The 17,282-nt window shown below is 62.3% G+C and carries 18 protein-coding genes; 12 read left to right on the top strand and 6 right to left on the bottom strand.

Annotation, left to right across the window (positions count from 1 at the left end; all coding sequences use genetic code 11):
- Positions 1 to 160 precede the first annotated feature (160 nt).
- Entirely contained in the window at positions 161 to 859 is a 699-nt protein-coding gene (locus V3H56_RS17390; protein WP_042728736.1) for a glutathione binding-like protein, read from the bottom strand.
- Positions 860 to 1,153: 294 nt separating this feature from the next.
- Here V3H56_RS17390 and V3H56_RS17395 point away from each other — a divergent pair, with 294 nt between their 5' ends.
- Both V3H56_RS17395 and V3H56_RS17400 read left to right on the top strand, forming a co-directional pair.
- Complete coding sequence (locus V3H56_RS17395) at positions 1,154 to 1,828, top strand: hypothetical protein (protein ID WP_042728737.1); 675 nt, start codon at positions 1,154 to 1,156, stop codon at positions 1,826 to 1,828.
- Between the two features lie 118 nt (positions 1,829 to 1,946).
- Positions 1,947 to 2,999 (top strand): permease, encoded by a 1,053-nt coding sequence (locus V3H56_RS17400; RefSeq protein ID WP_042728738.1) that lies wholly within the window; start codon positions 1,947 to 1,949, stop codon positions 2,997 to 2,999.
- 143 nt (positions 3,000 to 3,142) lie between these two features.
- Here V3H56_RS17400 and mnmH read toward each other — a convergent pair whose 3' ends face one another.
- The gene (mnmH, locus tag V3H56_RS17405) at positions 3,143 to 4,258 is read right to left on the bottom strand and encodes a tRNA 2-selenouridine(34) synthase MnmH (RefSeq protein ID WP_042728746.1); all 1,116 of its coding nucleotides are present in this window, start codon (positions 4,256 to 4,258) and stop codon (positions 3,143 to 3,145) included.
- Positions 4,258 to 5,292, bottom strand: a complete 1,035-nt coding sequence (gene selD, locus V3H56_RS17410; protein ID WP_042728739.1) for a selenide, water dikinase SelD — start codon at positions 5,290 to 5,292, stop codon at positions 4,258 to 4,260. The genes mnmH and selD overlap by 1 nt, the downstream gene beginning before the upstream one ends.
- 311 nt (positions 5,293 to 5,603) lie before the next feature.
- On the opposite strand from selD, the gene V3H56_RS17415 reads away from it, so the two are divergent.
- The 3 genes from V3H56_RS17415 (at position 5,604) to V3H56_RS17425 (ending at position 8,063) form a co-directional block, all read left to right on the top strand.
- Positions 5,604 to 6,554: a nucleoside-specific channel-forming protein Tsx gene (locus V3H56_RS17415; protein WP_338473668.1), complete on the top strand. Its 951-nt coding sequence runs from the start codon at positions 5,604 to 5,606 to the stop codon at positions 6,552 to 6,554.
- A gap of 54 nt (positions 6,555 to 6,608) precedes the next feature.
- Positions 6,609 to 7,634, top strand: a complete 1,026-nt coding sequence (locus tag V3H56_RS17420; RefSeq protein ID WP_047739154.1) for a purine nucleoside permease — start codon at positions 6,609 to 6,611, stop codon at positions 7,632 to 7,634.
- 144 nt (positions 7,635 to 7,778) lie between these two features.
- Complete coding sequence (locus V3H56_RS17425) at positions 7,779 to 8,063, top strand: hypothetical protein (protein ID WP_042728742.1); 285 nt, start codon at positions 7,779 to 7,781, stop codon at positions 8,061 to 8,063.
- A gap of 5 nt (positions 8,064 to 8,068) precedes the next feature.
- Here V3H56_RS17425 and V3H56_RS17430 read toward each other — a convergent pair whose 3' ends face one another.
- Both V3H56_RS17430 and V3H56_RS17435 read right to left on the bottom strand, forming a co-directional pair.
- Positions 8,069 to 8,521 (bottom strand): DMT family transporter, encoded by a 453-nt coding sequence (locus V3H56_RS17430; protein ID WP_047739156.1) that lies wholly within the window; start codon positions 8,519 to 8,521, stop codon positions 8,069 to 8,071.
- A gap of 2 nt (positions 8,522 to 8,523) precedes the next feature.
- Positions 8,524 to 9,021: a DMT family transporter gene (locus V3H56_RS17435; protein ID WP_042729706.1), complete on the bottom strand. Its 498-nt coding sequence runs from the start codon at positions 9,019 to 9,021 to the stop codon at positions 8,524 to 8,526.
- Positions 9,022 to 9,134: 113 nt separating this feature from the next.
- Here V3H56_RS17435 and V3H56_RS17440 point away from each other — a divergent pair, with 113 nt between their 5' ends.
- The 3 genes from V3H56_RS17440 (at position 9,135) to V3H56_RS17450 (ending at position 11,614) form a co-directional block, all read left to right on the top strand.
- Positions 9,135 to 10,067: a LysR family transcriptional regulator gene (locus V3H56_RS17440; protein ID WP_338473669.1), complete on the top strand. Its 933-nt coding sequence runs from the start codon at positions 9,135 to 9,137 to the stop codon at positions 10,065 to 10,067.
- A 90-nt stretch (positions 10,068 to 10,157) separates the two neighbouring features.
- The gene (locus V3H56_RS17445) at positions 10,158 to 10,940 is read left to right on the top strand and encodes a hypothetical protein (RefSeq protein WP_338473670.1); all 783 of its coding nucleotides are present in this window, start codon (positions 10,158 to 10,160) and stop codon (positions 10,938 to 10,940) included.
- A gap of 86 nt (positions 10,941 to 11,026) precedes the next feature.
- Entirely contained in the window at positions 11,027 to 11,614 is a 588-nt protein-coding gene (locus tag V3H56_RS17450) for a hypothetical protein (RefSeq protein WP_338473671.1), read from the top strand.
- A gap of 287 nt (positions 11,615 to 11,901) precedes the next feature.
- Here the strand turns inward: V3H56_RS17450 and V3H56_RS17455 are convergent, their stop codons facing one another.
- Positions 11,902 to 12,618: an alpha/beta fold hydrolase gene (locus tag V3H56_RS17455; RefSeq protein ID WP_042729702.1), complete on the bottom strand. Its 717-nt coding sequence runs from the start codon at positions 12,616 to 12,618 to the stop codon at positions 11,902 to 11,904.
- Between the two features lie 133 nt (positions 12,619 to 12,751).
- On the opposite strand from V3H56_RS17455, the gene V3H56_RS17460 reads away from it, so the two are divergent.
- The 4 genes from V3H56_RS17460 (at position 12,752) to V3H56_RS17475 (ending at position 17,264) form a co-directional block, all read left to right on the top strand.
- Complete coding sequence (locus tag V3H56_RS17460) at positions 12,752 to 13,576, top strand: DUF692 domain-containing protein (protein WP_338473672.1); 825 nt, start codon at positions 12,752 to 12,754, stop codon at positions 13,574 to 13,576.
- Positions 13,566 to 14,357 (top strand): DNA-binding domain-containing protein, encoded by a 792-nt coding sequence (locus tag V3H56_RS17465; RefSeq protein ID WP_338473673.1) that lies wholly within the window; start codon positions 13,566 to 13,568, stop codon positions 14,355 to 14,357. The genes V3H56_RS17460 and V3H56_RS17465 overlap by 11 nt, the downstream gene beginning before the upstream one ends.
- A gap of 602 nt (positions 14,358 to 14,959) precedes the next feature.
- Entirely contained in the window at positions 14,960 to 15,622 is a 663-nt protein-coding gene (locus tag V3H56_RS17470) for a DUF2282 domain-containing protein (RefSeq protein WP_338473674.1), read from the top strand.
- A gap of 244 nt (positions 15,623 to 15,866) precedes the next feature.
- Positions 15,867 to 17,264 carry a KamA family radical SAM protein gene (locus V3H56_RS17475; RefSeq protein ID WP_052497372.1) on the top strand — a complete coding sequence of 466 codons (1,398 nt, stop codon included), beginning with the start codon at positions 15,867 to 15,869 and terminating at the stop codon, positions 17,262 to 17,264.
- Positions 17,265 to 17,282: the final 18 nt, after the last annotated feature.

Genomic DNA, 17,282 nt, shown 5'->3' on the forward strand with positions numbered 1-17,282 from the left:
TGGGGGCTCGATCACAGGGGGCAAAGCTTATGCCCTGGTCGACCCGGGCACAAACGCCGGCTGGAAAACAGAGTGTTACCGGCCGGGCAATAATCGCTCTACAGGGCCAACGTGCCATTGATGCAAATCACCCCAGCACTGCCCGGACGTCATCAGCCGCTCATTCCGGAATCTTCAGCCCACGAACCACCGCCGGTCGCGCCAGGAAGCGCTCCAATACCCGCGTCACGTTGGGAAAGTGCTGGATGCCCACCAGGTCACCGGCCTCGTAGAAGCCGATCAGGTTGCGCACCCATGGAAAGGTCGCGATGTCGGCGATGGTGTAGCGCTCGCCCATGATCCAGTCGCGTCCTTGCAGGCGCCCGTCGAGCACTTTGAGCAGGCGTTTGCTTTCCTCGACGTAACGGTCACGGGGGCGCTTGTCCTCGTAGTCCTTGCCGGCGAACTTGTTGAAGAACCCCAGCTGCCCGAACATCGGCCCGATCCCGCCCATCTGGAACATCAGCCACTGGATCGTCTCGTAGCGCGCCGCCGAGTCCTGGGCCAGCAACTGGCCGCTCTTGTCCGCCAGGTAGATCAGGATCGCCCCCGACTCGAACAGCGCCAGCGGCTTATCCCCCGGCCCGTGGGGGTCGAGAATCGCCGGAATCTTGTTGTTGGGGTTCAGGGACAGGAACTCGGGGGATAACTGATCATTGCTGCCGAAGTCCACTTTATGAGGCTCGTACGGCAGGCCGATCTCTTCGAGCATGATCGAGACTTTCACGCCGTTGGGGGTCGGCAGCGAATAGAGCTGGATCCACTCAGGGTATTGAGCGGGCCATTTGCGGGTGATGGGAAATGGATTCAGGTCAGCCATGGTCGCAGGTTCCGAGAAGAATGGATGAGCGAGGATAATCCAAATCCGGAAAGACCTCATAGGCGTGATCGGGCCCTGCGCTGTTCTTAATTTCGCAACATCCTGTCGCTAATGTTCAGTGCATCGCTGGGAAGGAACCGGCCGCAGGATCGAACCAAAGGGCCTCAATGGACTCTGAGCAATGCCCTTAAGGGAACCGAGGCGGCGTCATGACAAGGAAAACACCCGAGGCCATCCGCCTCGTGGTGCCAGGGTTTGTCAGCCTGACTCAAAGAAGACTGAAGAATCGATCCGATGATGAACCCACTGAATTTCGCCAAGCGCCTGCAGCACCGTTCGTGGCTGCTGCTGCCGACCTTACTGGTGGTCTGCGGCCTGGCGCTGTCGCTGGAGTCCAGCGTCAGTCGCGCCCAGCCAGTCGACGGTGTCCAGACCCTGGTGTTCCTGCGCCATGCCGAAAAACCGGCCGGCGGCCTGGGCCAACTCAATTGCCAGGGCCTCAACCGGGCCATCGACCTGGCCACCCTGCTGCCGGAAAAATTCGGCAAGGCCGACTATGTGTTCGCGGCCAACCCGACCCGCAACGTCGAAGAGGGCGAACTGGATAACTCCTACAGCTACATTCGCCCGCTGATGACCATCAGCCCCAGCGCCATCAAGCTCGGGCTGCCGGTGAACATCAATTATTCGGCCAACGACACCAGTGACCTGGCGGATGAGTTGCTGCACGACAAGTACCACAACGCCACCATCTACACCGCCTGGTCCCATGGCTACCTGCCGGAGCTGATCAACAAGGTCGCCGGCGAGGCCGTCGGCAAGAAGCAGACCATTACCGAAGACTGGGAATCCGGGGATTTCGATTCGTTGTATGTGCTGACCCTGACCTGGCACAACGGCAAGGCCAGCCTCTCCAGCCGGACCTACAAGCAAGGCCTGGATAACGGCCAGGAAACCTGCCCGACCTGAGGCATCAGCCGCGGTGGCGGGGGCGTCAGGTCCTGACCGACGGGAGGACGTTGCTCTCGGCGGGAGTCAGTGCCGCGGGGTATGATGCAGCCATTCTCCCGCTACCCGGATTTTCTCCATGTCTTCATCCTCTGCCGCTGCTCACCGGGGCTGGTCGTTCTGGTGCAAGCCTGCCCTGTTCCTGCTGGTGGCCTGCGTCGGCCTCTATTACGTCAAGTGGTCGCCCTACTACCTCAAGGCCTTTGTCGCCGCCGACAACCACAGCATCGGCGGCTCGATCCTCAATGATGCCCAGACCGCGCCGCTGACAGCGGCCCTGGCCTACGCCCAGGTGTACTTCCTGGCCATCTGGAAGGCGGCGGTGCTGGCGGTGATCCTCGGCTCCCTGCTGCAAGTGTTGATCCCCCGTGACTGGTTGCTGCGCCTGTTCGGCCGGGCCGGCTTTGCCTCGACCTTGCGCGGTGGGCTGTTCGCGCTGCCCGGCATGATGTGCTCGTGCTGCGCCGCGCCAGTGGCGGCCGGCCTGCGTCGGCAGAACGTTTCGGTGGGCGCGGCACTGGCCTTCTGGATCGGCAACCCGGTCCTCAACCCGGCGACGCTGGTGTTCATGGGCTTCGTGCTGGGCTGGGGTTTCACCGCCCTGCGTCTGGTGGCCGGTATCGTGCTGGTGTTCGGCGTGTCGATGGTGGCCCAGCGCATTGCCCGCCCCGAGACCCTGCCCGAAGCCGCCGTGGAAGCGGTGGCCGAAGCCAGCACGGTGGATGCGCAGCCGTTCCTGATCCGTTGGGGCCGGACCTTGTGGCAGTTGTTCTGGAGCACCATCCCGATCTACGTGCTGGCGGTGCTGGTGCTGGGCGCGGCGCGGGTCTGGCTGTTCCCCCACGTCGACGGCGCCATGGCCGACAGCCTGGTGTGGCTGGTACCGCTGGCCATTGTCGGCACGCTGTTCGTGATTCCTACCGCGGCGGAAATCCCGATCGTGCAGACCATGATGACCCTCGGCATGGGCACCGGCCCCGCCGTCGCGTTGCTGATGACCCTGCCGAGCATCAGCCTGCCGTCGCTGTTGATGCTGCGCAAGGATTTCGATGCCCGCGTGCTGGTGACCGTGGCGCTGCTGACCATGGTGGTGGGGATTGTTTGCGGGTTGATTGGGGCGGTGGTGCTCTAGCAGGCTGGCACCTGAATGCCGGACAGCCACAAACCCTGTGGGAGCGGGCTTGCTCGCGAAGGCGTCGACACATTCAAAAGAGATGCGAGCTGACACACCGCTTTCGCGAGCAAGCCCGCTCCCACATGGGGTTGCGGTGAAATTCACTGTTGAGGCTGACCCACGCTCGCCGCCCGCTCCCGCAAATACTCCACCACCGCCGCCTGCTCCCCCGAGAACTCGATGCGCAGGCCTTTCTTTTCACGCTGGTACACGTACATCGGGTCGTAGTACTCACGCAGCAGGCCTTCGATCCAATCCCGATGCAGGTCGACCGCGCCGCTGCGAGCCTGCTCCGCCAGGGCGGCTTCCAGGATGCCCATCAAGCGCCGGTGACGGTCGCCCCCCAGGCGCTTCTGGATGTTGCCCAGGCTCGCCAACAACCGCTCGGCAAACGCTGAGAACCCCTGTTCGCCCTGGACCGCGACGAACTCGGCGCACAGGTTGACGATGTAGTCCCGCAGGATCCGCTCAACCCGCCGCTCTACGCTGTCTTGCAACCAGACCATCGGCACCTGCTGCATGCGCTGGAACAATGACAGGGGCAAGGCGCAACTGCCGATCATGCGGTTCTCATCTTCCAGCACGAAGTGCTCGATGCCCGCCGCGCGCTTTTTCAACACGTCCACCGCCAGGCGGTTCTCGAAATCGATGTTGGACGGCTGCCCAGTGGCGCGCTTGCCGAAACTCGAACCGCGATGGTTGGCATGGCCTTCCAGGTCAAGGCTGTTTTCCAGCTGGGCCAGCACGTCGGTCTTGCCGGTGCCGGTCATGCCCCCCAGCAACACCAGGTCGCACTGGCTGACCGCCTGCTCGACCGTCTCCAGCAGGAACGTGCGCATGGCCTTGTAGCCGCCGGCCACCCTGGGGTACTCGATGCCCGCTTCGTCCTTGAGCCACTGCTGGACGATCTGCGAACGCAAGCCGCCGCGAAAGCAGTACAGAAGACCCTCGCGATGCGTGTGGGCAAACTCGGCCCAGGCCTGGATGCGTTGTGCCTTGGTCTGGCCGGACACCAGCTGATGACCCAGCACGATCGCCGCCTGCTGCCCTTGCTGCTTGTAGCAAGTACCGACGCGTTGCCGCTCGCTGTCGGTCATCAGCGGCAAGTTGACCACGCCGGGGAAGGCCCCCTTGATAAATTCGATGGGCGCCCGGGTGTCCATCATGGGCCGGTCGTTGAGGAAGATGTCGCGGTAATCGGTGATGTCATCGGCCATCATGACACCTCGACCGCGTGGGTCTGTCGCTCGACCAGTTCGCCAATCGGCTCCAGCGCCAGGCCGAGCTCCGCGGCGACCCGCAGAAACTCCGCTTCGCCCTGCGCGGTGACGGCGATCAGCAGCCCGCCACTGGTCTGTGGGTCGCACAAGACCCGCTTGTGCAATTCCTGGACCCGGCCCACCCGGCTGGCGTAGCTGTCGTAGTTGCGCAACGTGCCGCCCGGCACACAGCCCAGGTCGAGGTAATACTCGACGCTCGACAGGCGCGGCACCGCGTCATAGCGGATGCGCGCCGTCACCTGGCTGCCATCGGCCATTTCCACCAGATGCCCGAGCAGGCCGAAGCCGGTGACGTCGGTCATCGCCGTTACGCCATCGAGCTTGCCGAAACGGCTGCCAGGCTTGTTCAGGGTGCACATCCAGTCACGGGCCAGGCCAACGTCGGCGGCCCGCAGCTTGCCCTTCTTTTCAGCGGTGGTGAGGATGCCGATGCCCAGGGGCTTGGTCAGGTACAAGCGGCACCCCGCAGTGGCGGTGTCGTTGCGTTTCATATGGCGCTTTTGCACCAGGCCGGTGACCGCCAGGCCGAAGATCGGCTCCGGTGCATCGATCGAATGCCCGCCCGCCAGGGGAATGCCCGCCTCGTCACACACCGAACGCCCGCCGCGAATCACCTCCCGGGCGATTTCCGGGGCTAGCACGTTCACGGGCCAGCCGAGAATCGCGATAGCCATCAGCGGATCACCGCCCATGGCGTAGATGTCGCTGATGGCATTGGTGGCGGCGATGCGTCCGAAATCGAAAGGGTCATCGACAATCGGCATGAAGAAATCAGTGGTCGAGACGACCCCGCGGGTTTCGTCGATGGCGTATACCGCGGCGTCATCCCTGGACGCATTGCCGACCCACAGGTTGGGGTCGAGGTTCTGCGCACCGCTGCCGGCCAGGATCACTTCCAGTACCTGGGGCGAAATCTTGCAGCCGCAGCCAGCACCGTGGCTGTACTGGGTCAGGCGAATAGGCTCGCTCATGGGCATACCTCTTGTCAGTCAAGGTGACCGAGTCTACCAGCATCCCCCGTGCCCCAGAGCCGCACACGATGAGTGCCAGGCAACAGGGCCTGCCACCCTTTGGTGCCTCTTCAAATGGCGGCACGGTGACCACGGCATGAAGATTGACCAAAAGGCCAGAAAAAACGGCCGTTCCCTTTGTTTTTCAAGCCTGTACGAAAATCTGGTACAGGATATGCAAACGTTTGCGAAGCCAGTCGCTCGCCGCGAAACGACGACGGTTTCTTCAATCACGGAACACGGGCTTCGGCCCGCTCGGACAAGGATTTTCCATGCACCACACTTCCCGGCGTTGCACCTCGCCCGGTCCTTGGGCAGCCTGCCTGCTACTGACCGCCGTTACCGGACTACTCAGCACTACTACCCTGGCGCAGACGAACGAAACGTCCGCCCAGGGCGAAGCCCTCAGCCCCGAGGCCACCCAGCCGAAAAAAGGCGTCTACCTGTCAGACTGGTACAACCAGGACCTGACGATCATTGGCAGCAAAGACATCAGCTTCGGCCCACAACCCACCGACGACGTGTACCTGGAGTACGAATATTTCGGTCGCAAGGGCCCGTTCGAACTGTACGGCTACGTCGACATCCCGAAGCTCTTCACCATCGGCAACAGCCACGACAAAGGCGTGTGGGACCATGGCTCGCCGGTGTTCATGGAGCATGAGCCGCGCATTTCCATCGATATCCTGGCCGGACGCAGCCTGGCCATCGGACCGTTCAAGGAATGGTACGTGGCGTTCGACTGGATCTACGATCACGGCAGCAACAGCGCCAATCGCGCCAACACCTTGTACAGCGGCCTGGGCACCGACATCGACACCCATTCGAGGGTCAACCTGTCGGCTAACCTCTATGCTCGCTACCAATGGGAAAACTACGGCGCCAGCAATGAGTATTCCTGGGACGGCTACCGCGCCCAGCTCAAGTACATCGTGCCGATCAGCCAGTTCAGCAACGGCGCTTCGCTGACCTACATCGGCTTCACCAATTTCGACTTCGGTTCGGACCTGCACAAGGACAACCCGGCGCGCACCGCCAACGCCACGGTCGCCACCAATGTCCTGCTGTACTCGTTCACGCACTTGCGCTTTACCCTGGTGGGCCGCTATTTCCACAACGGGGGCAACTGGCAGGACGGCAGCGAGCTTGATTTTGGCGAAGGCAGCTTCCGCGCCCGATCCGATGGCTGGGGGTATTACGCGGGGGTTGGCTATCAATTCTGATCCGATACCTGCCCACAAAAGCATCTGTTTCGATTCCACGGAGGTCACGAAAGCATGATCAATCGCCTGTGTGTTCCATTCGGCCTGGCAACGGCCGCCCTGTTCAGCACGACCGCCGGAGCAGCCCCGCCGCTGCAGCCCAAGGTCATGCTGATCACGATGTTTGCCCCCGAGGCACAAAACTGGATCGAGCGCCTGGCGCTCAAGGATGAAATCCGCATCCCCGGGCTGTCGGCCGAGTACCCGACGATCCGTTGCAACACCGAACGGGTCTGTCTGATGATCACCGGCATGGGCCAGACCAACGCCGCCGCCTCGACATTGGCCCTGGCCCTGTCGCCCCGCGTCGACCTGCGCAAGAGTTATTTCCTGGTGGCCGGGATCGCTGGGATCAACCCGCATCACGGCACCCTGGGCACGACCGCCTGGGCCCATTACCTGGTGGAATTCGGCACCCAGTGGGAGCTCGACTCGCGGGACGTGCCCAAGGACTGGCCCACCGGCTACCTGGGCATCAACACCAAGGGTCCCAACGAAAAGCCGCCGCTGGACTACAAGACCGAAGTCTTCGAACTCAACCCCGCGCTGCAAGCCAAGGCCTTTGCCCTCAGCCAGAACGTGAGCCTGACGGAAAGCGAGGCGTCGGCAGCCTGGCGCGTGAAATACCCCTACGCTCCGGCCAACCAGCCACCGGTGGTGACCCGCTGCGACACGCTGGCGGGCAACACCTGGTTTTCCGGGACGCGCCTGAGCGAACGGGCCGAAGTCTGGACCCGCCTGCTCACCGATAACAAAGGCGTGTATTGCACCACCCAGCAGGAAGACAACTCCACCTACGAGGCCTTGTTGCGGGCCAGTCGTGAGGGTCGGGTGGACATCAATCGGCTCGCAGTGCTGCGCGCCGGCTCCGACTTCGATCGACCCGAGCCCGGCGGCAATGAAGTGGACAACCTGCTCAAGTACGCCGACCAGGGCGCGTTCGTCCCCGCCCTGGAAAACCTGTTCCGCACCGGCAACCCGCTGGTGCAGGACATCGTCAAGCACTGGTCGACCTGGGAGCACGGGGTGCCCAGGTCCTGATCCTCGCGCCTGTGGAGGGCGTTGCGACGCGGGCATCGATCCCGGCTAGCCCTCGCAGCCCCGCCGACCTCACTGCGATGGAATTTTCCATTGCCTGGGGGATCACTTGAACATCATCCCAGCGTACCCATCCAGGAGACTGTGATGCCCAATGCCCCTGCCGCCGCCGACAGCACCCACCTTGACTACGGTCTGGACACCCTGTTTGGCCGCGAAACCAAAACCATCGAGTGCCAGCTCGACGTCAAGCGCCTCGACGACGGCGAACCACCCTGGTTCGCGCTGCACGTCAGGCCACCGCTGCCGGACGACCTGCACAAGGCTCAGATCGTGGTGTTCAGCGCCGAGGGCCGGCGCATCAGCGGCATCGTCCGACGCACCGAGCGCCTGGCCGACGACAGCCTGCAACTGGACGTCGAACCCGACTGAGGCGCTCAGGCCTGCCGCGCGCTGCTGCGATACATGAACACCAGCGCCAGTGCCAGGCAGACCATGGCCAACATCCGGCTGCCGGACAACTCGATGGCCGGGTTGCCCAGCCAGCCGAAGTTGTCGATCAGCATGCCCATGCCCAGTTGGCCGACGATCACCGCAACTGTCGCGACGGCGGTGCCGACCCTGGGCACCGCCCCTACCATCACCATCATGTAGACCACGCCGAACAGCGCGCCACTGAGTTGCCATTTCGGCACCTCCAGCAAGGTGACCGCGTGGGCCGGCTCGAAAAACACGATCAGCAGGCCAGTGATCACCGCGCCCACGACAAACGTCAGCAAGCTGCTGCGCAACACCCCGACCGTCTGTCCCAGGCGACCATTGATGGCGGCCTGCACGCTCAACACCGCCCCCGCCGCGACCACCACCAGCAACAAAAGAACCAGATTCATCATCAACCTCGGGCAATCAGGACAAGGGCCACGACAATCAGTGCCAACGCCAACCAGCGCTCGCCATTGACGCGCTTACGGGTGGCACCGAACCAGCCGAAGTGATCGATCAGCACGCTTTTGCCCACCTGGCCGGAAAGAATCGCGACCATGGTCATGGCAATCCCGATGTGAGGCGTGGCGAGCGTGAGCACCACCACGTAGACCGGTCCCAGGAAACCGCCGATCAGTTGCCAGCGCGGCAGTTCACTCAACGCCGGCCCTGGCTGCCGGCCACTGAGCAGCAACAGCAGGAACAGAACCGCCGAGCCCACGCCGAAAATGCTCAAGGTGGCCCACAAATGACCGACCTGAACGCCCAGCGGCCCCAACAGGCCCGCCTCCACCGACAACCCCATGCCCGCCAGGATCACCAGCGGCAGCAACAGCCAGCGCAAGAACGGCCGGGGTTTGGCGGTAGCCGTCACCGATTCGGCCTCGCTGATGGAAGACGCTTGCATAGTCACACCCTGTTCCAGGAAAGAAGGGCCGGCATTATCGGCTGGCATCGCTGTGCGATAAATGGGAGCATCCCGACAACACTTTTGCGTATTACGCACAGAAGGAATCGCCCATGCAGGGGCTTGACGAGCTTGGCTTCAAGGCACTCCGACTCTTTGTCGCGGTGCTCGACCACGGCAGCTTTTCCGAGGTGGCCCGACGCGAAGGCCTGGCGCCCTCCTCCATCTCCCGGCAGGTCCAGCTGATGGAGCAGGCCCTGAACCAGCAACTGCTCTATCGTCACACCCGTGCGGTCTCCCCGACCGAGGCCGGCCGCCTGCTGGGCCACCACGCACGCCTGCTGCTGGTGCAGTTGGAAGAAGCCGAACAGGCCTTGCAGGAGCAACACAGCGAGCCGTCCGGCCTGGTGCGGATCAATGCCCCGGTGGTGTTCGGCCAACGCCACCTCAGCCCTTGGCTGGGACCGCTGTGCGAGCGCTATCCGAAGCTGCAACTGGAGATCCAGCAAACCGACAGCTACGTCGATCCGCTCCAGGAGGGGGCCGACCTGCTGTTTCGCATCGGTCCGCTACACGACTCCGGCATGCAGGCGCGGATCATCGCCGCCCATCGCTTCCAGATCGCCGCCAGCCCGGCCTACCTGACCCGCCACGGCACGCCCCTCAAGCCCCAGGACCTGGCGCACCACCAATGCCTGGCCTACAAAGGCGTCACCGGCCAGCAGCGTTGGTTTTTCCGCCGCCCCGGCCAGGCGTGGACGCCCTACAGCGTCAAGGGCCCGATCACCGGCAACCACGCCGACACCTTGACCCAGGCCGCCGAGCAGGGCCTGGGGCTGGTGATGTTTCCGTCATGGCTGATCGGTGAAGCGGTGCGCAACGGCACATTGGTGTCGGTGCTGCGCGACTACGAAGCCTCCAACAGCCTCGAACCCCAACAGATCGCCATGCTGTGGCCAGGCAGCCGCCGGTTGTCCGTGAAGGTGCGCACGGTGATCGATTTCTTCTTCGAGTGTTTTGGCGAAGTCCCCTATTGGGACCGCTGACAGGGGCCACGCCTGAACACGGTGGGCGCGGTTCACTGGCCAGGGGCTGGGTGTTAACGTGGCACTCCGAGAAGCGACAAGGACGACTGCGTGCTACTGCTCAAACTGCTGGTGATTCCGGGTTTCCTGTTGCTGATTTCCCTGGCCGGTCGACGCTGGGGCCCGAGTGTGGCCGGTTGGCTGTCGGGATTGCCGGTGGTGGTGGGGCCAATTCTGTTGTTCCTGGCCCTGGAACAGGGCGAGGCGTTCGCCGCCCGATCGGCGACGGCGGCGTTGTCGGCCATGTTCGCGATGATTACGTTTTGCGTGGTATACGCCCAGGTTGCCCAGCGCCGAGGTTGGCCTTGGGCGCTGGGCATTGCATTGGCGGCCTGGGCCTTGGTGGCACTGGTGCTGTCCTGGCTGCCGGCCTCGCTGCCATTGGCAAGCCTGTTGGCGGCAGTGGCTTTGCTGGCGGCGCCTTATCTGTTCCCGGCGGTCCGGCCCGTGATGCAGAGGCCAACGCGCACGTCCGACAAACTGATGCTGCGCATGATCGCCGGCGCGTTGCTGACCCTCGCGGTGACGTGGTTGGCCAGCACCGTGGGCGAACGCTGGAGCGGGTTGCTGGCGGTGTTTCCGCTGCTGGGCAGTGTCATGGCGGTGTTTTCCCAGCAAACCCGCGGGCCGGCGTTCACGGCGGCGCTGCTGCGAGCCACGGCCACCGGCATGTATTGCTTCGCCGCGTTCTGCCTGACCGTGGCCCTGACCCTGCCGCGGCTGGGCCTGCCGACCTTTGCCCTTGGCGTTGCCGTCTCGGCGGTCATGCTTCTGGTGACCCGACGCCTGTTGGTGCGCACACCTCCATCGGCCTGCGTAGCCGCACCGAAATGACCGACGTGCCTGCCGTTGCGCTGGAGTCAGGTGCGATGCCCATGGGATGATCGCCGCTCAAGCGCGACCACCTGTGGAGAGTGTCAATGTCAATGCCGAGTCAATACGCTGCCGCCCTGCTGCTGGCGGTCATCGCCAGCCTGGCCGGAGTACCTGCCCAGGCCGCCCAACCCAAATCCACCGGCGAGGCACCGGCGCAGAAGGTCTCGATGCTGTCCGGCAAGTTCGTCTTCACCTTGCCCAAGGGCTTCACGGCAACGCCACTGCCCGCCGGCGAAGCAGCCCAGGGCACCGCTGGCGCGACAGGGACGATGTACAGCAACGCCACCAGCCGAACGGTGGTGATCGCTGCTGAAAACACCATTGCCGATGGTACGTCCGTGAAGGATAACGATGGCGCGTTTCTCGACACGACCATGGCCGGCTTCGCTGCCCAGCGCACCCAGGCCCTGCCGAACGCCAAGATCCTCAGCGAAAAAAGCCTGACCCAGAAAGGCAGCGGCCTGGGGTTGCGCCAACTCGACACCCGCGCCACCCAGGGCGGCGGGCCGACCCTCGACACCACCTTGCTGGGCGCTTCCGGCACGCGCATGGCGGTGGTGCAGATCATCTCCCGCGCTAGTGACAAGGCCGGTCATGAGGCGCTGGTGAAACGGATCGCCAGTGGGCAGTGATGGGGCTGTGATTCCAGGAGACCGCGTCGCTCCGATCGCGAGCAGGCTCGCTCCCACAGGGGGATGGTGTACGGCGCGGAAGTGAAGCCCACCCCGATTAAAATGTGGGAGCGGGCTTGCTCGCGAAGACAATGGCACATTCAGTATTGATGCAAGCTGACACGACGCATTCGCGGGCAAGCCCGCTCCCACAGGGGCTTGTTTCGGCCGAAGTATCGAAGCCCACCCCGATCAAACTGTGGGAGAAGGCCTGCTCGCGATGGCATCGCCACATCCAACCGGGTTTTCTAGGGATTGAGCCGTTCCAACCACGCCCGTAAGTCCTGCACTTCCTGCGCACTGATGTTGTGACCAAGCCCAAGGTAGGCATGGAATTCCGGTTCCAGCGCCAGGGTCTTCAGGAAGGAATCGGCCTCGGTGCCGTCATGGTAGGGAATGATCGGGTCTACCGTGCCATGGCCGATGAACACCGCCAGCGTGCGGCGCGACTCTTCCGGGCTCAATTGCCCGCGCAGCACCGACAGGACCCGCCCGCCCATCGCGGCAATGCCACCGACGGCCTCGGGGTGCCGCAGGGCCACTTCATAGCTCATCATCGCCCCCTGGCTGAACCCCACCAGGTAGACATTGCTCGCATCGGTGGGGTACTTGGCTCGGGCCTTTTCGATGAAGTCCAACAGTAACTGGCCGCTGGCCTTCAGGTCCGAGGCGTCACCGTCGTAGGCGCCCTCGCCGGCCTTGGCAAACCATTGGTAGTGCCCCGGCTCCATGGTTTTCGGTGCGCGCACCGAGAGGTAGTTATAGTGCTGGGGCAGCTCGTCCTTGAGTGCGAACAGGTCCTGTTCGTTGCTGCCGGAGCCGTGCAGGAAGATCACCAGCGGTCGGTTGCGGGCCTGCTCATCGGCCTGGGCCAGGTAGTTGAGCGGCAAGTCCGTTTGCAGTGACGGTTGCGCCTGCAACCCGGACGAAACCAGCAACAGAAACAGGGTGAGCGCTTTATACATCGGTCTTCCTCCATCGTTCGATAACCCCACGGCAGACACCGTGCCGGCGGTAGACAGCGGTTATCGGCGGTTGCTCAATTCTATCCGGCACTGCGCTATGATCAGCGGCGACCATCGACAAGCGAGTCAGACAGTGCGCTCATTACCACGGATTGGTATCGGCCTCAGGGCCCCTCATTATCAAGCGTTCCTCGACGGCCATCCCCCCGTTGACTGGCTTGAAGTGCATACGGAGAACTACCTGGGGCCAGGCGGCAAGGACCTGCATATTCTTCAACGCCTGGCGCAACGATATCCCATCAGCCTGCACGGTGTCGGCCTGGGGATCGGCTCGGTGCATGGTTTTTCCAGCGCCCATGTCGAACGCATACGACACCTGGCGGCTCAGGTGCATCCGTTTCTGGTTTCCGAGCACTTGAGCTGGGGGGCGATTGAAGGCCGGTGCCTCAACGACCTGCTGCCGCTCCCTTTGGTTGAAGCCTCGCTGGAGCTGGTCTGTGATCGGGTCGACCAGGTCCAGGATGCATTGGGCCAACAGTTGTTGCTGGAAAACATTTCCACCAGCCTGCGCTACCACGGCGATACCCTGGGCGAAGCCCAGTTCCTCGCCGAAGTGGTGAAACGCACCGGCAGCGCGGTGCTGCTCGACCTCAATAACCTTTACGTCAACCAGTGCAACCACGGCGAATGCGCCCTCGCCGCCCTGGAAGCCCTGGATGATTCGGCTGTCCGCGAATTTCACCTGGCAGGCCACAGCCAGGAAGAGGACTTGCTGATCGACGATCACGGCAGCGCGGTGGCGGAGCCAGTCTGGTCGCTGTATCGCAGCGCATTGCGCCGGTTTGGCCCGGTCCCGGTACTGGTTGAATGGGACACCCGCCTGCCGCCCCTGGGCGAACTGCTCGACCAAGTCGAGATCGCGCGCACGATCGCCCGGGAGGTGTTGCATGACACGTGAAGAGCTGGCGGCGCTGCAACTCGGCTTTACCCAGGCGCTGGATGATTGTTCATCGCCCCCGGCCCTTCCACCGGGATGGTTAGAGACCGCAAGCGCGGGCAATCAGCGACGCTTCGCGCGTTATCGCAGCGGGCTCTGGCGGCACCAGGAACAGTCGTTGGCCTTGACCTATCCCGTCATCAAGGCGCTGGTGGGCGATCCGTTCTTCCGCTCGCTCGCCTACGAGTATGGACGGCGCTACCCATCGCAGCATCCCGACCTGGGCATGTTCGGCGAGCGTCTGCCGAGTTTCCTCGAACACTATGGCCCCGTAGCGCCCTACCCTTACTTTGCGGCGGTGGCGTCGTTGGAATGGGTCATTCATCTGGCCGCTGCCGCCCGCGACGCCACACCACTTGGTCCCCACGCACTGGCCGCAATGAGCAGCGCTGAGCTGGACAGCCAAAGGTTCACCCTGCCGCCGAGCTGCAGGTTGCTGCCCTGCGAATGGCCGGTGGTCGCGATATGGTCCGCCCATCGCCGGCAGGGCCAGCCTCTACCCTCAGTGAACCGCCACGCCTGCACCGCCCTCGTCTATCGAAACGGCTGGAATGTCGAAGCACGCGAGGTCGAACCCTGGGAAGCCGCCGCGCTGGAGCGCTTGGCGCAAGGCGCGACCCTGGGCGAAGCGTTACTCGCCGCCCAGGCGTGTTACGGCGCGCAGGGTCAGGCGCACCTTGTCGACAGCGCGGCCCTGCTCACCCGCTGGCTGAACGATGGTTTGCTGACTGCCGTCCCCTGAGCCCAGTCCACGCACCTGTATCGGTCACCTGTGTCCCCATGAACCCGTCCTGCTGGGGCCCAGGCCCCTGCTGTGAAAGGACGGGCAAATCCTGTTACATCTTGAAACATCTTATAAGCTTATATCGATTAGACATATCCTGACCGTGGACTACAAATAGAAAGCACCTTGCAAACTCGCACTAAAGCAATACATTTGATTTCGCGGTGAAGATACGACAGACCCATGGCTGTTTCGATAAACGAACGAGCGATGCAGTCGGTCAGGAACGGATTCCGAACAAGTTGCCCGAGGCGACCTGTACAAAAAGGGAGCGGTAAATGTATCGAACCAGCTACTCGAACGAATCAACTTTGCGCAAACGGCGCCAACGTATTGCAACCTTCCGCCTTGTCATTCCTGATTTCTTGCAAACACAATGCCGGCACGCCGTGCTGATCAAGTTTGCTTGTCGCAGCACTGTCAAACCCTGATTGAACATCGATATTGCGCCGAACGTTGAATATGTATGTCCAGACGGACAGCCGTACGGCCCGTTCGCGTGCGCGATGGGCTTATAAAAATAAATGACTGTATAAAAACCTTGACCGGGAACTTGCGTGATGAATCTAAAGGATATTCTGGTAGCCACTGCGTTGGCCTCCATCAGCAGTGCTTCGCTGGCCGAGGTGGCCGCTGAGAAACCGGCAGAAACCGAGGTGTGCTACGGCGTAGCCAAGGCAGGCCACAACGATTGTTCCGACAGCAGTTGCCTGCATGACTGCTCGGAGATGAGCAAGGTCGACAACGATCCACGCGAGTGGGTCGCCGTGCCCAAAGGCACCTGCACACAGATGGGGGGCGTCGTCAAAGCCCAGCCAGACGCCTGCCCATTCGACGAACCGGCTGTCTCCGCAGCCGTTGACGTCGGGGCCGGGGAACGGCTCTTCAACGGGGGCGACCACACCCGCGGCATCGTCGCCTGCTCTACCTGCCATGGCACGGCTGGCGCGTCTGAAAACGCCGAGTACCCCAAACTGGCGGGACAATTTGCCAAGTATGTGGAGACGCAACTGCGCGCCTTCCGTGATGCCTCGCGTCCATCACCGGTCATGGTGACGGTAGCCAAGTCCCTCAGTGACCAGGACATCGCCAATGTGGCGCAGTACCTGGTGCAATCTTCCGCGACCCCGTCTTCAACCCCGGCACAGCCTCAACCAAACGTTGTTGCGGCCTCGACGGCAGTCATTCATCAAGAAGCGAAATCGGGCACCGTGCCTAATTAAAACGATCGCTCATCTTCAATAACCCTTTCAGGCGCCCCTGAGTAGCGTAGATCATTACGCACTCGATAACAGCGCTTGGCCTGGTTATGTCCGAGGCAAAAAAAATTGCAATCAGCTTTATGCAATACGAACACTTTCGCCTTTAAAAAAGTGCTGAAAAATAAATAAAACGGCACCTTGATTCGAAATAAATATTAAGTATTGTCAGTCTATGGACGCCGCCACTTGAAAGGGACGACAACAAATGTCAAGTAACATTGTGGATTATGACTTTGCTGACTTTCAACTAAAGTCATTGATTGCCCATTCTTCCCAGGGCCAGCGTCTGACACCCTTGTTATCGCTGCGCTATGCTTTTCGAAGTGATGAGTTCTGGCGCGACCTGGATCATTGGAAAGATATTGACGCCGAGTTGTTCCTCAATCATCTGTGGCAAGAAAAAAATGCCATTACCAGCGTCGGCGCACTGGGTGCATTGATCAAGAACAGGATCAGTGCCGCGTTCCTGAAAGACCTTGAAGAAGGTCATCGGATGGCGCCGATGTCTATCCGACTGACGCCTTACATCCTCTCGCTGATCGACTGGGACAACCCCTACCTGGACCCGTTGCGGCGCCAGTTTCTGCCGCTGGCCTCGGAGATCTGTGTCGATCATCCCATGGTGAAACTCGACCCCATGGGCGAACAGAACGACTCTCCGGCCCCGGGGCTGACCCATCGCTACCCCGATCGCGTGTTGTTCCTGGCCACCAACGTATGCCCGGTCTATTGCCGCTATTGCACCCGCAGCTACGCGGTGGGGCTGGACACCGATGCGGTGACCAAGACGAAGATCAACGCCCCCGGCGAGCGCTGGGAGCCGGCCTTGCGCTACATAGAAGCCAACGCCAGCGTCGAGGACGTGGTGATCTCGGGCGGCGATGCCTATCGACTCAAGGCCCGTCAGATCACCGAGATCGGTGAACGACTGCTGGACGCTCCCCACGTACGGCGTATGCGTTTCGCCACGAAGGGGCTGGCTGTATTGCCGATGAAGATCCAGAGCGATCACGACTGGACCGATGCCATCTCACGCTTGTCGGACCGGGCGAGGAAGATGCACAAGTCGATTGCGATACACACGCACTTCAACCATCCGAACGAAATAACGGCGATCACCGCCAAGGCCCTGGGGATGCTCTATGAGCGTGGCGTCGAGGTCAGGAACCAGGCCGTCATCCTCAAAGGCGTCAATGACAACCCGCAGACCATGCACCGTCTGAACGAATGCCTCGCCTACTTGAACGTGCGTCCCTATTACTGCTTTCAGGGGGACATGATTCGTGGCGTCGAAGCACTCAGAACGAGCCTTGGGGATTCGATCGCCCTGGAGAAATCCACCCGTGGCCTGATTGCCGGACACAACACCCCGCACTTCATCGTGGATCTGCCCGGCGGTGGCGGCAAGCGCGATATCCATAGCTTCGACTACTACGACCCCTACCTGGGTATCGCCGCCTATCGCGCGCCAGCCGTGAAGAAAGACCAGGTTTTTCTCTACTGCGACCCGCTCCACACCCTCACCGCGGATGCCCAAGCGCTCTGGACGAATCCGGCGACGCGGACACAACTGCTCGACGATGTCCTGAAATCCGTCAAATAAATGTTCAACCACCGTGAA

Source organism: Pseudomonas sp. MS646 (assembly GCF_036693845.1).
GTDB lineage: Bacteria > Pseudomonadota > Gammaproteobacteria > Pseudomonadales > Pseudomonadaceae > Aquipseudomonas > Aquipseudomonas chlororaphis_E.

Coding starts and splice junctions, on each gene's coding strand:
- V3H56_RS17390 (WP_042728736.1), bottom strand. CDS start 859: ATGGCTGACCTGAATCCATTTCCCATCACCCGCAAATGGCCCGCTCAA.
- V3H56_RS17395 (WP_042728737.1), top strand. CDS start 1,154: ATGATGAACCCACTGAATTTCGCCAAGCGCCTGCAGCACCGTTCGTGG.
- V3H56_RS17400 (WP_042728738.1), top strand. CDS start 1,947: ATGTCTTCATCCTCTGCCGCTGCTCACCGGGGCTGGTCGTTCTGGTGC.
- mnmH (WP_042728746.1), bottom strand. CDS start 4,258: ATGGCCGATGACATCACCGATTACCGCGACATCTTCCTCAACGACCGG.
- selD (WP_042728739.1), bottom strand. CDS start 5,292: ATGAGCGAGCCTATTCGCCTGACCCAGTACAGCCACGGTGCTGGCTGC.
- V3H56_RS17415 (WP_338473668.1), top strand. CDS start 5,604: ATGCACCACACTTCCCGGCGTTGCACCTCGCCCGGTCCTTGGGCAGCC.
- V3H56_RS17420 (WP_047739154.1), top strand. CDS start 6,609: ATGATCAATCGCCTGTGTGTTCCATTCGGCCTGGCAACGGCCGCCCTG.
- V3H56_RS17425 (WP_042728742.1), top strand. CDS start 7,779: ATGCCCAATGCCCCTGCCGCCGCCGACAGCACCCACCTTGACTACGGT.
- V3H56_RS17430 (WP_047739156.1), bottom strand. CDS start 8,521: ATGAATCTGGTTCTTTTGTTGCTGGTGGTGGTCGCGGCGGGGGCGGTG.
- V3H56_RS17435 (WP_042729706.1), bottom strand. CDS start 9,021: ATGCAAGCGTCTTCCATCAGCGAGGCCGAATCGGTGACGGCTACCGCC.
- V3H56_RS17440 (WP_338473669.1), top strand. CDS start 9,135: ATGCAGGGGCTTGACGAGCTTGGCTTCAAGGCACTCCGACTCTTTGTC.
- V3H56_RS17450 (WP_338473671.1), top strand. CDS start 11,027: ATGTCAATGCCGAGTCAATACGCTGCCGCCCTGCTGCTGGCGGTCATC.
- V3H56_RS17455 (WP_042729702.1), bottom strand. CDS start 12,618: ATGTATAAAGCGCTCACCCTGTTTCTGTTGCTGGTTTCGTCCGGGTTG.
- V3H56_RS17465 (WP_338473673.1), top strand. CDS start 13,566: ATGACACGTGAAGAGCTGGCGGCGCTGCAACTCGGCTTTACCCAGGCG.
- V3H56_RS17470 (WP_338473674.1), top strand. CDS start 14,960: ATGAATCTAAAGGATATTCTGGTAGCCACTGCGTTGGCCTCCATCAGC.
- V3H56_RS17475 (WP_052497372.1), top strand. CDS start 15,867: ATGTCAAGTAACATTGTGGATTATGACTTTGCTGACTTTCAACTAAAG.